At 69.8% G+C, this 15,913-nt stretch carries 9 protein-coding genes; 5 read left to right on the top strand and 4 right to left on the bottom strand.

Going from position 1 to position 15,913, the window contains the following annotated elements; translation table 11 throughout:
- Positions 1-95 precede the first annotated feature (95 nt).
- The 4 genes from MKL20_RS01970 to MKL20_RS01985 all read right to left on the bottom strand — a co-directional run bounded on the left by MKL20_RS01970 (position 96) and on the right by MKL20_RS01985 (position 8,454).
- Positions 96-3,539 carry an efflux RND transporter permease subunit gene (locus MKL20_RS01970; protein WP_244035260.1) on the bottom strand — a complete coding sequence of 1,148 codons (3,444 nt, stop codon included), beginning with the start codon at positions 3,537-3,539 and terminating at the stop codon, positions 96-98.
- Complete coding sequence (locus MKL20_RS01975) at positions 3,536-6,661, bottom strand: MdtB/MuxB family multidrug efflux RND transporter permease subunit (RefSeq protein ID WP_244035261.1); 3,126 nt, start codon at positions 6,659-6,661, stop codon at positions 3,536-3,538. The genes MKL20_RS01970 and MKL20_RS01975 overlap by 4 nt, the downstream gene beginning before the upstream one ends.
- Before the next feature lie 22 nt (positions 6,662-6,683).
- The gene (locus MKL20_RS01980) at positions 6,684-8,060 is read right to left on the bottom strand and encodes an MdtA/MuxA family multidrug efflux RND transporter periplasmic adaptor subunit (RefSeq protein ID WP_244035262.1); all 1,377 of its coding nucleotides are present in this window, start codon (positions 8,058-8,060) and stop codon (positions 6,684-6,686) included.
- Between the two features lie 214 nt (positions 8,061-8,274).
- On the bottom strand, positions 8,275-8,454 hold the full coding sequence (locus tag MKL20_RS01985) for a hypothetical protein (protein WP_244035263.1): 180 nt from the start codon (positions 8,452-8,454) through the stop codon (positions 8,275-8,277).
- Positions 8,455-8,779: 325 nt separating this feature from the next.
- Here MKL20_RS01985 and MKL20_RS01990 point away from each other — a divergent pair, with 325 nt between their 5' ends.
- From MKL20_RS01990 to MKL20_RS02010, 5 genes are all read left to right on the top strand, one after another.
- Positions 8,780-9,934 carry an aminotransferase gene (locus MKL20_RS01990; RefSeq protein ID WP_244035264.1) on the top strand — a complete coding sequence of 385 codons (1,155 nt, stop codon included), beginning with the start codon at positions 8,780-8,782 and terminating at the stop codon, positions 9,932-9,934.
- Between the two features lie 81 nt (positions 9,935-10,015).
- Positions 10,016-10,516 (top strand): DUF4112 domain-containing protein, encoded by a 501-nt coding sequence (locus MKL20_RS01995; RefSeq protein WP_243969309.1) that lies wholly within the window; start codon positions 10,016-10,018, stop codon positions 10,514-10,516.
- 220 nt (positions 10,517-10,736) lie between these two features.
- The gene (locus tag MKL20_RS02000) at positions 10,737-11,951 is read left to right on the top strand and encodes an ABC transporter permease (RefSeq protein ID WP_243969311.1); all 1,215 of its coding nucleotides are present in this window, start codon (positions 10,737-10,739) and stop codon (positions 11,949-11,951) included.
- A gap of 401 nt (positions 11,952-12,352) precedes the next feature.
- Positions 12,353-12,904: a MucR family transcriptional regulator gene (locus MKL20_RS02005; RefSeq protein WP_244035265.1), complete on the top strand. Its 552-nt coding sequence runs from the start codon at positions 12,353-12,355 to the stop codon at positions 12,902-12,904.
- Between the two features lie 209 nt (positions 12,905-13,113).
- Entirely contained in the window at positions 13,114-15,897 is a 2,784-nt protein-coding gene (locus tag MKL20_RS02010) for an EAL domain-containing protein (RefSeq protein ID WP_244035266.1), read from the top strand.
- Positions 15,898-15,913: the final 16 nt, after the last annotated feature.

Consider the following 15,913-nt stretch of genomic DNA (forward strand, 5'->3'; position numbering starts at 1 on the left):
TCCCCCCCTGCTGCGCAGGGTACCCTCCCCCGCAGAGGGGGGAGGGAAAACCGCGCCAGCGGGTGCCGCCGGTGTTTCACGTGAAAACGAACGCATCACTCTCCGGCCGGCAGTGCCGCTGCGCCGCCGGGCCCGGCGCCGCGGCGGCGGCGGGCGAGCACCCGGTGCCGGAGGCGGTCGAGGGTCAGGTAGACGACGGGGGTGGTGTACAGGGTCAGGATCTGGCTCACGATCAATCCGCCCACGATGGCGATGCCCAGGGGCCGGCGCAGCTCGGCGCCCTCGCCGGTGGCCAGGATCAGCGGCACGGCGCCGAGCATCGCGGCGAGCGTGGTCATCATGATCGGCCGGAAGCGCACGAGACAGGCCTCGCGGATCGCGTCCACGGGATTCGCGCCCCGGGTCCGCTCGGCGTCGAGGGCCACGTCGATCATCATGATCGCGTTCTTCTTCACGATGCCGATCAGCAGGAACACCGCGATCAGCGCGATGATGGTGAATTCGGTGCCGGTCACCAGCAGCGCCAGCACCGCGCCCACGCCCGCCGACGGCAGGGTCGAGAGGATCGTCAGCGGGTGCACGAAGCTCTCGTACAGGATGCCGAGCACCGCGTAGACCGCCAGGATCGCGGCCAGGATCAGCAGCGGCTGGCGCGAAGCCGAAGCGACGTAGTTCTTGGCTGCGCCGGCATATTCGCCGTGGATCGTGGCCGGCAGGCGCAGGGACGACATCGCCCGGTCGATCGCCTCGGTGGCGTCCGACAGGCTCTTGCCCGGCGCGAGGTTGAACGAGATCGTGGTCGCCACGAACAGGCCCTGGTGGCTCACCTGCACGGGGGCGCTGCCGGGCTCGATCCGCGCGAAGGCCGAGAGCGGGATCATCGTCTCCTTGGCGGCCGAGACCGGCGCGCTCGACGAGGCGCCGCCCTTGCTCGCCGCGATGGCGTTGGAGGAGGCGTTGCGGGCGGAATCGGAGGCGATCGCGGCGGCGTTCGAGGACGCATCGGCCGTGCTCGCGGCGGCCGCGGCCGCCGCGGCGACGCCGGTGGACGCGCTGCCGACCGCCCCCGTACCGGTGGTCGCCCCGGTCGAGGCCGCGGCGCCGCTCCCCGGGCTGCTGGTGCCGGTGGCCGCGTTGGTGTTGACCCCGCCTGCCGCCGCCACGGTGCCGGCCACCGCGTTGGTGGTGGCCGAGCCCGGCGCATTGCCCCCGGAGGTCGAGACGAAGATCTGCTTCAGGGTCTCGGGGGATTCCAGGTAGCGCGGGGCGATCTCCATCACGACGTGGTACTGGTTCAGGGGGTTGTAGATCGTCGAGACCTGGCGCTGGCCGAAGGCGTCGTAGAGAGTGTTGTCGATCTTGTTCGGGGTGATGCCGTACCGGAACGCGGTGGCGCGGTCGATCACCACCCGGGTCTCCAGGCCGCCCTCCTGTTGGTCCGAGGTGACGTCCGCGAAGGTCGGATCCTTCTGCAGGGCGGCGAGCAGCTTCGGGGCGGCGGCGAACAGCTCCTCCGCGGTGTCGCCCTGGAGGGTGTACTGGTACTGGGCGAAGCTCTGGCGCCCGCCCATCTGCAGGTCCTGGCGGGGGAAGACGTAGAGCCGCGCCCCCGCCACCTGGGCCAGCTTCGGCCGCAGCCGCGCCATCACCTCCGAGATCGGCGCCCGCTCACCGATGGGCTTCAGGCCGATGAACACGTTGGCCGAGTTGGTGCCGCGCCCGCCCGTGAAGCCGACGACGCTCTCCACCGCCGGATCCGCACCCACGATGGTGGTGGCCTGCCGGAGCTTGGCCTCCATGGACTGGAACGAGATGCGCTGGTCGGCCTGGATGCCGCCCATCATCTGGCCGGTATCCTGCTCGGGAAAAAAGCCCTTCGGTACGATGACGTAGAGGTAGACGTTGAGCCCCACGGTAGCGAGCAGGCTCAGCAGCACGAGGCGCGGATGGGCGAGCGCCACTTCGAGCGTCCGCGCATAGGCGTCGAGCAGCCAGGAGAAGCCACCCTCCAGGCCGCGAATCAGAATGTTCGGGCGGCGTCCCGCCGGGCGCCCGTGCCCCTCGGGCCGCAGCAGCCGGGCACACATCATCGGTGTGGTCGTGAGCGACAACACCAAGGAAATCAGGATCGACAGCGACAGGGTGACGGAGAATTCCTGGAAGATGCGGCCGATCAGGCCGCCCATCAGCAGGATCGGCAGGAACACCGCGATGAGCGACAGGCTCATCGAGATCACCGTGAAGCCGACCTCCCGGGCGCCGATCAGGGCCGCCTGGAGCCGGGGCTTGCCCTCCTCGATGTGGCGCTGGACGTTCTCCAGCACCACGATCGCGTCGTCGACCACGAAGCCGGTGCCGATGATCAGCGCGGTGAGCGACAGGATGTTGAGCGAGTAGCCGAGCAGGTACATCGCCGAGAAGGTGCCGATGATCGAGATCGGCACCGCCACCGCGGGGATCAGCGTCGCCCGGCCGGAGCGCAGGAAGCCGAACACCACCAGGATCACGAGGCCGACCGCTACCAGCAGCGTCTCCTCGGTGGCCGCGAGCGACGCCCGGATCGTGGCGCTGCGGTCGCCGGTGAGCTTGATGTCGATGCCGCCCGGCAGCGCCGCGGTGAGCTGCGGCAGGGCCGCCTTCACGGCGTCGATGGTCTCGACCACGTTGGCGCCGGGCTGCTTGTAGACGAACAGCAGCACCCCGGCCTTGCCGTTGACGATGCCGAGGTTGCGCTTGTCCTCGACGCCGTCGAGCACTTGGCCCACATCCGTGAGCTTCACCGCGGCGCCGTTGCGGTAGGCCACGATGATGTCGCGGTAATCCTCGGCCTTGCGGCCCTGGTCATTGGCGTAGAGCTGGTAGCGCCGGCCCCCGGCATCGATCTCGCCCTTGGGCGAATTGGCGTTGGCCGAGGCGAGCGCCGCCCGGATGCCCTCCAGGCCGATGCCGTAGTTGAACAGGGCGGTGGGATCGAGCTCCACCCGCACCGCCGGCAGGGACGAGCCGCCGATATCGACGTTGCCGACGCCGGGCAGCTGCGACAGCTTCTGCTGCACCACGGTCGCGGCCGAATCGTAGACCTGGCCGCGGGTCAGCGTCTCCGAGGTCAGGCCGAGGATGATGATCGGCGTGTCGGCGGGGTTGAACTTGCGGTAGGTCGGGTTCTGCCGGAGCGAGGCCGGCAGGTCGGCGCGCGCCGCGTTGATCGCCGCCTGCACGTCGCGCGCCGCCCCGTCGATGTCGCGGTTCAGGCCGAACAGCAGCACGATCCGGGTGGAGCCGAGCGCGTTCGTGGAGGTCATCTCGTTGACGTCCGCGATGGCGCCGAGCCGCCGTTCGAGGGGCGCCGCCACGGTGGTCGCCATGGTCTCAGGGCTTCCGCCCGGCATCTGGGCCTGGACCAGGATCACGGGGAAGTCGATCTGCGGCAGCGGCGCCACCGGCAGCTTGAGGAACGCGAACAGGCCGGCGAGCAGCACGCCGATCGTGAGCAGCGTGGTCGCGACCGGCCGGCGGATGAACGGCTCGGAGATGTTCACGGGAGCGCCTCGCCGCCCGCGACATCCGGCGCCCGCCGCCCGGCGATCCGGCGTTCCAGCCGATCAAAGGCCAGATAAATCACCGGGGTCGTGAACAGGGTCAGGACCTGGCTGACGATCAGGCCGCCGGCGATGCAGATGCCCAGCGGCTGGCGCAGCTCCGAGCCGACGCCGGTGCCGAGGATCAGCGGCACCGCGGCGAACAGGGCCGCCAGCGTCGTCATCAGGATCGGGCGGAAGCGCAGCAGGCAGGCCTGGAAGATCGCCTCCCGGGGATCGAGCCCGTCCTCGCGCTCGGCCTGGAGCGCGAAGTCGATCATCATGATCGCGTTCTTCTTCACGATGCCGATCAAGAGCACGATGCCGATCACCGCGATGATGTCGAGGGACAGGCCGAACAGCATCAGGCCGAGCAGCGCCCCGATGCCGGCGGACGGCAGGGTCGACAGGATCGTGATCGGGTGGATGAAGCTCTCGTAGAGCACACCCAGCACGATGTAGACGGTGATGATCGCCGCGAGCACCAGGAACAGCTCGTTGCTGAGCGCCGACTGGAAGGCGAAGACCGAGCCCTGCGGCACCACCCGGAACGAGGGCGGCAGGTCGATCGCGGCCTTGGCCTGCTCGATCGCCTCGACCGCCTGCCCAAGGGCCGCGCCGGGTGCGAGGTTGAACGACACCGTGGTGGCGGGGAACTGCCCGAGATGCGAGATCAGCAGGGGCGCCCGCCGCTCGCTGATCCGCGCCACCGCGGAGAGCGGCACCTGGCCGTTGGTCGCCGTCGAGGACGGCAGGTAGATCGTCTCGAGGCTGCGCACGGTCGTGTGCAGGCTCGGGTCGGCCTCCAGGATCACCCGATACTGGTTGGACTGGGTGAAGATCGTCGAGATGATCCGCTGGCCGAAGGCGTCGTAGAGGGCGTTGTCGATGGTCGCCGGGGTGATGCCGTAGCGGCCCGCGGTGGGGCGGTCGATGGTGACGTAGGCAGCGAGCCCCTGTGCTTGGTGGTCGCTCGCCACGTCGGCGACCACGGGGGATTTCGCCAGCGCCTCGGTGAAGCGCGGCACCCAGGTCTCGAAATCGTTGAGGTTCGGGGTCTCGAGGATGACCTGGTACTGGGTCGCCGAGACCGCGGTGTCGATGGTCAGGTCCTGGACCGGCTGCATGTACAGGCGCATGCCGGGCTCGGCCCGGGTCGCCGCGTTGATCCGCCGGATGATCGCGCCGGCCGACTCCGTCCGCTGGTCGCGCGGCTTGAGGTTGATCAGCATCCGGCCGGAATTGAGCGTGACGTTCTGGCCGTCGACCCCGATGAACGAGGACAGGCTCGCCACGTCCGGATCCTGCAGGACGAGCGCGGCCATCCGCTGCTGCCGCTCGGCCATGGCCCCGTAGGAGACCGACTGGTCCGCCTGGGTGATGCCCTGGATCACCCCGGTATCCTGCACCGGGAAGAAGCCCTTGGGGATGACCACGAACAGGTAGACGGTCAGGACCAGGGTCCCGAGGGCCACCAGCAGGGTCAGGCCCTGATGGTTCAGCACCACCTGGAGCGCGCGGCCGTAGGCGGCGATCGTGCCGTCGGTGGCGCGCCGGCCCGCGCGGGCGAACACGCCCTCGCGGCGGCGGATCTGGGCCTCGGGCGCGTGCTTGAGCAGGCGCGCGCACAGCATCGGCACCAGCGTCAGCGAGACCACCGCGGAGATCACGATGGTAGCCGCCAGCGTGATCGCGAATTCGTGGAACAGGCGCCCGACCACGTCGCCCATGAACAGCAGCGGGATCAGCACCGCGATCAGCGAGACGGTGAGCGAGATGATCGTGAAGCCGATCTCGCGCGACCCCTTGAGCGCCGCCTCCAGGGGCGAATCGCCGGCCTCGACGTGACGGGCGATGTTCTCGATCACCACGATGGCGTCGTCGACCACGAAGCCGGTGGCGATGGTCAGCGCCATCAACGACAGGTTGTCGAGGGAGAAGCCGTACAGGTCCATCACCGACAGGGCGCCGATCAGCGACAGCGGCACGGACAGGCTCGGGATCAGCGTCGCTGACAGGCTGCGCAGGAACAGGAAGATCACCAGCACGACCAGCGCGATCGCCAGGCCCAGCTCGAACTGCACGTCCTCCACGGAGGCGCGGATCGTGGTGGTGCGATCGGTGAGCGGCGTCACCGCCACGGCGGTGGGCAGGCTCGCCTGCATCTGGGGGAGCAGCGCCTTGATCTTGTCGACCGTGGCGATGACGTTGGCGCCCGGCTGGCGCTGGATGTTGAGGATCACCGCCGGGGTCCCGTCGGCCCAGGCGCCGAGCTTGGTATTCTCCGGCCCCTCGACCACGTCGGCGACCTCCGAGAGCATCACCGGGGCGCCGTTGCGATACGCGATGATCGCCGCGTTGTAGGCCTTCGGGTCGCGGATCTGGTCGTTGGCGTTGATCGCGTAGGATTGCTTCGGCCCGTCGATCGAGCCCTTGGGGGTGTTGACGTTGAGGTTGGTGATGGTCGTGCGCAAATCGTCGATGTTCAGCCCGTAGGCGGCGAGCGCCCGGGCGTTGAACCGCACCCGCACGGCCGGCCGCTGCCCGCCCGAGATGCTGACGAGGCCGACGCCGGCCACCTGGCTGATCTTTTGGGCCAGGCGCGACTCGGCCAGGTCCCGGACCTGGGTTAGCGGCATGGTCTTGGAAGTCAGGGCCAGGGTCAGAACGGGCGTGTCGGCCGGGTTGACCTTGGCGTAGATCGGCGGCGCCGGCAGGTCCGACGGGAGCAAGTTGCCGGCGGCGTTGATCGCCGCCTGGACCTGCTGCTCGGCGATGTCGAGGGGCAGGTCCAGGTTGAACTGCAACGTGATGACCGAGGCGCCCGCGGAGGATTGCGAGGTCATCTGGTTGAGGTTGGCGAGCTGGCCGAACTGCCGCTCCAGCGGCGCCGTGACCGAGGAGGTCATCACCTCGGGGCTCGCGCCCGGATAGAAGGTCTGGATCTGGATCGTCGGGTAGTCGACGGCCGGCAGCGCCGAGACCGGCAGGTTCAGGTACGACACGCCGCCGACGATCAGGATCGCCAGCATCAGGAGCGTCGTGGCGACCGGCCGGAGGATGAAGAGGCGGGACGGGTTCATGGCAGGCGCACCATGGCCGGGCTCACTGCGCCGACCGGCGCCCGTGCCGGCGGCCGCCCTCCGGCGCTGTTGGAGGCGACGTATCAGTCGCCGGCTTCGCACCCGGCTTGTCGCCCGCCCCCGTGACCGCTCCGGTCGCGCCCGCCGCCTGCGCGCCGTCGGTGATCCGCACCTCGGCGCCGTCCTTGAGCCGGTCGGTGCCGTCGGTGACGATCCGGTCGCCCGGGTTCAGGCCGGAGACCACGACGGTGTTGGTCCCGTCGGTCTCCCCGGTCTTGATCGGCCGGACCGTGACCTTGCTGTCCCCGTCCATCAGGTAGACGTAGGTGCCGGGCGTGCCCTGCAGCAGGCCGGAATTCGGCACCAGCGTCGCCGCCCGCACCGTGTCGACGGTGAGCTTGGCGTTGACGAACTGGTTCGGGAACAGCTCCTCGTCGGCGTTGTCGAACAGGGCGCGCAGCTTCACCGTCCCGGTGGTCGTGTCGATCTGGTTGTCGACCGTGTCGAGGGTGCCGACCGCGATCTGGTGGGCGTCGCCGCGGTCGTAGGCGCGCACGGCGAGCTTGGCGCCGGCCCGGACCTGGCGCATCACCCGGGCGACGTCGTCCTCCGGCAGGGTGAAGATCACTGAGATCGGGTGGAGCTGGGTCACCACCACGATCGCCGTGGAGGCGGCCGAGATGTAGTTGCCCTGGTCGACCTGCCGCAGGCCGACCCGCCCGTCCACCGGCGACGTGACGTGCGTGTAGGCGATGTTGAGCTTCTGCTGGTCGACCAGCGCCTGATCGGCCGCCACCGTGCCCTCGTTCTGCTTCACCAGGGCGGCTTGCGTGTCGACGTTCTGCTTGGAGATCGAATCCTGCCGGTTCAGGGTCTGATAGCGCTGGAAGTCGAGCTTCGAGTTCTGCAGCAGCGCCTGATCGCGGGCGAGCTGGCCCTGGTACTGGGCGAGCAAAGCCTCGTAGGGCCGGGAATCGATCTGGGCGAGCTCGTCGCCGGCCTTGACCGCCTGGCCCTCGCGGAACTTCACCGCCATCAGGTAGCCGCTGATCTGCGACTTCACCGTCACGGTGGCGAGCGGCGTCACGGTGCCGAGGCCTTGCAGCACCACCGGCATGTCGCCGGTCGTCACGCTGGCGATGCCCACCGCCTGCGCCATGTCCCCGCCGCCGTGCCGCCCGCCGCGACCGCCGCCCTTGTGGGCCGCGGTCGGCTCGGCGCCCTTGTCGGTGCGGGCCTCGTACCAGCGATGGCCGATCGCCCCGGCCCCCGCCAGCAGGGCCAGGATCACCAGCCAGCGGATCGGCCGGAAGCGCCGCGTGCGAACCTCGCGCGCCGGCGCCTCGCCGGGCTGGTAGGCGCGCGCCGTATCGGTGCGGATCGGTGAACTCTCGTTCATGCCTGACTAGAGCACATGCCGGACGCCTGCGCGACCGGCGGTACCCTATCCCTCGCTGTGCACGCCCCCATGGCGCATGTCCCGGCCGCCCGATGCTTCGCGGCTCGGACGGTCGCATCTCGGCCTAAGCGGCTATACGGGCCGGACGGCGTCGGGCCGCTGCGGCATATTCCATCGCCGGGCAGGCGTTGGATGCCCGGCCAATGCGCCGTCACTAGGGCGACGAGGTTTCAGCCGTGTTGCTGGGCTCCGCGGCGGACGGATCCGGTGTCGCATAGGCCTTCAGCACCGCGCGGAACGGCGCGTCCACGGGCGCGACCGGCAGCGCCAGCCGGAGGGCGAGGCCGGTTCCGGCGATCAGCAGGGCGAGGAGAAGGCAGCGTGTCGTCCGCATGGGGCATCCGGTGGCACCGGATACGCTACCAGACCGATCGGGCCTCGACATGACGAAAAGGGCCACCGATCCGGAGATCGATGGCCCTGATGACGAAGACCGAAGCGGCGTCTCTGATGACGGGGCGAGGGGGCAAAGCCCCGCCGGCGAGAGCGCCGCTCCGGCCGTGAAACGAACCTACGATACGACTGATGAAAGTCAACATTCGTCACAAGGGCGGCCGGCGCGGGAGCGCCGGGTCTGTGCGGCCGCGCACATTCCGCACGCCGCCGACCCCATGCTACATCCCGGCCATGCTCCGATCGTCCGCCGCGCCCGACCTCGCATGAACCCGGTCTTCGCCACCCTGCCGACCACGGTGTTCGAGACCATGTCGCGACTCGCCCGCGCCCACGACGCGGTCAATCTCGGGCAGGGTTTTCCCGACGATCCCGGCCCGGCCGATGTGCGTGAGCGTGGCGCCCGGGCGCTCCTCGACGGCTGGAACCAGTACCCGCCGATGATGGGGCTGCCGGCCCTGCGCGAGGCCGTGGCCGCGCATTACGCCCGGCACCAGGGCCTCGCCCTCGACCCCGAGACCGAGGTGATGGTGACCTCCGGGGCCACCGAGGCCCTGGCCGGCGCCCTGCTGGCCCTGATCGAGCCCGGCGACGAGGTCGTGCTGTTCGCGCCCATGTACGACGCCTACCTGCCGCTGGTGCAGCGTGCCGGCGGCGTGCCGCGGATCGTCGCCCTGCAGCCGCCGGCCTTCCGGCTCGACGAGGCGGCGCTCGCGGCCGCGTTCGGCCCGCGCACCAAGGTTTTGGTGCTGAACAACCCGCTCAACCCGAGCGCGACCCTGTTCGCGCCGGACGACCTGGCGTTGCTCGCCCGGTACTGCACGCGGTTCGACGTCACCGCGATCTGCGACGAGGTCTGGGAGCACGTGGTCTTCGACGGCGCCCGCCACCAGCCGCTGATGGCGCTGCCCGGGATGCGCGAGCGGACGGTGAAGATCGGCTCGGCGGGCAAGATCTTCTCGCTCACCGGCTGGAAGGTCGGCTTCGTGATGGCCGATGCCCGGCTGATGCGGGTGCTCGCCAAGGCGCACCAGTTCCTGACCTTCACCACGCCCCCGAACCTCCAGGATGCGGTGGCCTACGGCCTCGCCAAGCCGGACTTTTGGTTCGAATCCATGCGGGCGGGCTACGCGGCCTCCCGGGATCGGCTGGCCTCAGGCCTGCGCGACCTCGGCTTCCGGGTGCTGCCGGCGCAGGCCACGTGGTTCCTCAACATCGACATTGCGGATCTCGGCTATGGCGACGACGTGGCCTTCTGCGAGGCTTTGGTCGCCCGCCACGGGGTCGCCGCGATCCCGGTGAGCGCGTTCTATCCGGATGGCTCCGTGCGCAGCCTCGTGCGCCTGTGCTTCGCCAAGGCCGACGCCACCCTGGACGCGGCCCTGGAGCGGATGCGGGGCCTCGCCGGGGGTGCGGCATGATGGTCGCAGGCCCCCGCCTTGCGGGGATCCGGCCGGGGGGCCACGTCGTTGAATGTGATGGCTCTCCGACGGATCCCCGCGATGGAATTCACCCAGGCTTCCCGACAGGCTCCCGGGGCCGGACCCTTCGCCGGCGCCAAAACCTTTGCCGGCAGCGCATCGACGCGGTTGCCTCCGTTCCTGTCGACGGATCTCGACCGGGAGGCGAGCCTCGCCCGGCTGGAGACGCTGGCCCATTTCATGGACACGGCCTTCGTGATCCCGGGGATCAACCGGCGGGTCGGGTTCGACGCGCTGATCGGCCTCGTGCCGGTGATCGGCGATGTGGCCGGCATGGTGATCTCGTCCTTCATCGTCTACGAGGCCAAGCGCCTCGGCGCGCCGCGGTGGCTGGTGGCCCGGATGGGGCTGAACGTCGCCTTCGACGGTCTGCTCGGCGTGGTGCCCCTGGCGGGCGACCTGTTCGACGCCGCCTTCAAGGCCAACCGCCGCAACGTCCGCCTGCTGCGCCGCTGGATGGAGCGCACCGGCGGCGTCCGCCCGAACGAGATCGAAGGTACCGCGATCCGCCTCGACGCCTGATTCTTTTTCGACAATCGCGATCGGACGAGGCTGCTTTCACACCTGTGAACGTCGCTTTCGCGCACCGCGAACTTCGGTATTCCCACATAGCCGTATGCCGGACGCGACGCGCCCCCTCTCCCGAGCGGGAGAGGGGACCCGCGCGTCATCCGGTATCGCCTGGATCCGGTAACCTGCTCTGTCATAGCAAGAATCTTCCAGTTCTGCAGGGGCGGCGGCCATGAACGAGATCGCGCGCCCCGGCGAAAGCGAGGTCGTCCCGGCGCCGATGCCGGGCGCCCAGCCGATCGTCCTGCGGCCCGATGAGGCCGTTCCGGCGCCGGCCCCGGTCTCGGATGGCCGCGGCTGGCTGTCGCCGCTCGCCCGGCGCCGGCTCGACAATTTCCGCCGCAACCGCCTCGGCTACGGGTCGTTCCTGATCTTCGCCGCGCTGTTCGTCCTAAGCCTGTTCGCCGAGTTCATCGCCAACGACCGCCCGATTGTCCTCTCCTACAAGGGCGAGTGGCTGGTCCCGGTGCTGGTCGACTACCCGGAGGAGAAGTTCGGCGGCTTCCTGGCGGTGACGGATTTCCGCTCCCCCGAGATCCGCAAGGAGATCGCCGAGCACGGATGGGCGCTCTGGCCGCCGATCCGGTTCTCGTACGACACGATCAACGAGGACCTGCCCACCCCCTCGCCGTCGCCGCCGACCTGGATGCTCTCGGACGCCCAGTGCAAGCCGGTGGCCGAAAAACTCGGCGGGGCGACCTGTGCCGACATCCCCTGGCACTGGCTCGGCACCGACAACACCACCCGGGACGTGCTGGCGCGGGTGATCTACGGCTTCCGGATCTCGGTGCTGTTCGGGCTGATCCTGGCCGCTGTCTCCTCGGCGATCGGGGTCGTGGCCGGCGCCGTGCAGGGCTATTTCGGCGGCTGGGTCGATCTCGCCTTCCAGCGGTTCATCGAGGTCTGGGGCGGCATCCCGACCCTCTACCTGATCATCATCATCTCGGCCTTCATCGCGCCCGGCTTCTTCGTGCTGCTCGGGATCATGCTGCTGTTCTCGTGGGTGGCCTTGGTCAGCGTCGTGCGCGCCGAGTTTTTGCGGGCGCGCAACTTCGAATACGTCCGGGCCGCGCGCGCCCTCGGCCTCTCGAACCTGCGCATCATGACGGTTCATCTTCTGCCGAACGCCATGGTGGCGACGCTGACCTTCCTGCCGTTCATCCTCAACGGTTCGATCACCACCCTGACCTCCCTGGACTTCCTGGGCTTCGGCCTGCCGCCGGGCTCCCCCTCGCTCGGGGAGCTGCTGGCCCAGGGCAAGGATAACCTGACGGCGCCGTGGCTCGGGCTCACCGGATTCCTGGTCATCGCCGTGATGCTGAGCTTGCTGGTCTTTGCCGGCGAAGCAGTGCGCGACGCCTTCGACCCCCGCAAATCCTTCGCCTGAGGCCGAATCGGCCGTCGGTGCGGGGCCGGAACCCACAGCCGATCCGCGTGTCTGCAAAAATATTTTGTGTCTTCGCGGCAAGACAGGTCGACGGCCGGGAAAGACTCGCCAAGACCGCCCGCGGCGATCGCTCATCTAGGCCGTAACGGTCTCTCCCGCCAACGAAAACCCTGTTTCGGGCTCGCGCCAGCATTCGTCGCATCTGCCAGGATAAAGGGCTGCGCAAGTGTGGTGAAAATCCGGCCAATGCAACTTCAACCTGTAACCGTGGCCGGTCGATGCAGACCTGAACTTTCAATCGATCACACGGAATTGTATGGGTCACCTTGCTTTTTTCGGTGGCTGTCTTAACTCGCAGTCAGAGGCTACCTCAACGAGCGTCAAACCCAGGGAAAGTGAGAATGTCCGAAGAAGCGCCGGCATCCCAAGTGCACTATATCGAACGGACCGTGGACGTCGTCGCGGCCTATGTCGCCAACAACTCCCTGCCCCCCACCGAATTGCCGTCGCTCATCGCGAGCATCCACGAGGCGCTCAATGCGATCGCCTCCGGACCTTCCACTGCGGCTGAAGACACTGTCGATCGGCCGACCCCGGCCCAGATCCGCAAGTCGATCCGGCCCGATGGTCTGATCAGCTTCATCGATGGCAAGTCGTACAAGACGCTGAAGCGTCACTTGACCAAGCACGGCCTCGACCCGCAGGCCTACCGCGAGCGCTACGGCCTGCCGGCCGATTACCCGACGACCTCGGCGAACTATTCGGCGCAGCGCTCGGCCCTGGCCAAGAGCCTCGGCCTCGGCCAGCCCGGCCGGTCCCAGCAGGCCGACAAGGAGTCGGACGCCGAGACCGATGCTGAGCCGACACCCGCGCCCGCTCGCGGTCGCCGCAAGACCGAGTCCGCCCCGGCTGCCAAGACCCGCTCCAGCCGTAAGGCCGTCGAAGCCGCCTGAGGCTTCTGCCGCACCTTCCTCTGCGCCGTCAGGTGCGGAGGGAGGTGCGCGTGCTCTCTTAGCCCTCCTGCTGGATCGCCATTTTTATCGGCGCGAAGCACACACCCGACGCGATTGTAGAAGCGCCCGCCAATCTTCGCGATCGACACAATAACTCGTTAACGGGGCCACTATAGCGCTATTATAGAGCGTTATTAGAGCGTGTCCTGGTGGGTTCGAAGTCTAATATCCCGTTCGTCGCATGGGCGACCCGGTGCAGCTGGCGGCGCGCCTTCGACCTGCGCGCCTGGGCGGCGCTCGGGCTCGCGCTGGTCATCACGGGCTCGGCCGCCCTGTTCATCGTCCACCTGGAGACGCGGGCGGTCGAGGACAACGAGCGCAGCCTCGGCGGCCTCGCCACGATCCTGTCCGACCAGGCCGACCGGGCCCTGCAGGCGATCGAGCTGGTCCAGGACGCCGTGCTGGCCGAGTTCCGCACGGCGGGCATCGCCACGCCCGAGCATTATACCGAAGCAGCCTCCCGGCCGGCCATGCACGCGGCCCTGCAGACCTGGATCGCGGCGCTGCCGCAGGCGAACGCCATCACGCTGATCGACCGGACCGGACGGCTGCTCAATTTCAGCCGCTACTGGCCGATCCCGACCGTCAACATCGCCGACCGGGACTACTTCAAGGCGCTCTCCACCGACCCGAACCTGCAGCGCTACGTGGGCCGGCCGGTGGCGAACCGGGGCGACGGCGCCTGGACGATCTACATCGCCCGGAAGGTCGCGGCCCCGGACGGCACGTTCCTCGGCCTGATCCTGGGCGCGGTGGAACTCGGCTATTTCCAGGGCCTGTACGACCAGACCGCGCCGGCGGACGACGCCGTCGTATCGCTGTTCCGCAACGACGGCATGCTGCTGGTCCGGCACCCGCAGCGCGAAGGGACGATCGGCCGGATCTTCCCCCGGGCCGGCGCATCCCTGATCACCGCGCGGACCGCGCAGGGCGGCGCCACGCGCACCGTCAGCCCGATCGACGGCCAGGATCGGCTGATCGCCGCCCGCGCCCTCGAGAACTACCCGCTGGTCCTCAGCGTCAGCCGCACCGCGGAGGCCTGCCTGGCGGCGGCGCGCCAGCAGGCGGCCATCGTGGGCGCGGCGGCGATCCTGCTGGATCTCGGTCTGCTCGGGCTGGTCCTGCTCGGTCGGCGGCAGGCCCGTGCACAGGAACGGCTCGCTCAGTCCGAGGCCGCCCGGGCCGCGGCCGAGGCGCGCGAGCGCGGCGAGCGAGCCTTGCGCCTGCAGGATGCCCGGTTCGGCATCGCCCTCGACAACATGGTCCAGGGCCTGTGCCTGTTCGACCGGGACAGCACCCTCATCGTCATGAACGCGCGCTACGCGCGGATGTACGCGGTCCCCGATGCCCTGCGGCGGCCCGGGACCGCGCTGGCCGCCCTCCTCGACCATCTGGGTGCGCGGGAGCGCGGTCTCGGCGCGGCAGCCGCGGCGGCCCTGGTGGCGGCCTGCGAGCGCACCGCCGCGCAGGGCCATCCGGTCTCGCTGACCTGCGACTTCGCCGACGGGCGGGCGGTCGATGTGGTCCACGCCCCGATCCCCGGCGGCGGCTGGCTCTGCACCCACGAGGACGTCACCGAGCGCCGCCGGAGCGAGGCCCGGGTCGCCCACATGGCCCGGCACGACGCGCTCACCGGCCTGCCGAACCGCCTGGTCCTGAAGGAGCGCATGGATGCGGCGCTCGCCCGCTGCGATGCGCGCGCGCCGGCGACCGTGCTGTGCCTCGACCTCGACGGCTTCAAGACCGTCAACGACACCTACGGGCATCCGGTCGGCGACGCGCTGCTCTGCGCGGTGGCGGCCCGGTTCGCCGCCACGGTGGCGGGCGACGACCTCGTAGCCCGGCTCGGCGGCGACGAGTTCGCCATCGTCCTCGGCGCGGCCGCCCTGCCGACGGACGCGGCGCGCCTGGCCCGCTGCCTGGTCGCGGCGCTCGAAGCGCCGGTGACCGTGAACGGCCACAGCCTCGCGATCGGCACCAGCATCGGCATCGCGAGTGCCGACGACGCGTCCGGCACTGCCGCCACGCTCCTGCGGCAGGCCGACATCGCCCTGTACCAGGCCAAGGCCGCCGGGCGTGGCACCTGGCGCTTCTTCGACCCGGCCATGGATGTCGAGATCCAGCGGCGCCGCCAGCTCGGAACCGACCTGCGCCGGGCCCTGGCCGAGGGCGAGTTCGCCCTGCATTTCCAGCCGATCGTCGGGGCGCACAGCCAGGCCCTGCACGGTTTCGAGGCCCTGCCGCGCTGGCACCACCCGGAGCACGGCGAGGTCGGCCCGGCGGAGTTCATCCCGCTGGCCGAGGAGGTCGGGCTGACCAAGCCGCTGGGCGCCTGGATCCTCGCCGCCGCCTGCCGGGCGGCCGCATCCTGGCCGGACCCGGTCCGGGTCTCGGTCAACCTGTCGCCCCAGTCCTTTGCCGCCGACGGGCTCGAGGCGGATGTGCGGACCGCGCTCGCCGCGAGCGGCCTGAGCCCGGAGCGCCTGGAACTCGAGATCACCGAATCGGTCCTGTTGCAGGACAATGCCGCGAACCTGTCGCTCCTGCGGGCGCTCCGCACCGCGGGCGTGCGGATCGCCATGGATGCGTTCGGCACCGGGTATTCGAGCCTCGGCACCCTGCACCGGTTCCCGTTCGACCGGCTCAAGATCGACCCGGGCTTCGTGCGCAGCCTCGCCCGCGACGGCGGCAGCGTCGAGATCCTGCGGGCCATGGTCTGGCTCGGGCGCGCCCTGAAGATCGATGTCCTCGCCGAGGGGGTCGAGACCCCCGAGCAGGCCCGGATCCTGCGCGAGGAAGGCTGCCACGAGCTGCAGGGCACCCTGTTCGGCCGGCCCGCCCCGGCGGCCGACCTCGCCGCGATCCTGGCCCGGACCGCCGACAGCCTGCGCAAGCCCGAGGCCGATCAGGCCCGCGACGGCGTGGCGGCCTGACCGAGAGCCGGAGCTT

The organism is Methylobacterium sp. E-066 (assembly GCF_022829635.1).
In the GTDB taxonomy this organism is placed as follows: Bacteria; Pseudomonadota; Alphaproteobacteria; order Rhizobiales; family Beijerinckiaceae; genus Methylobacterium.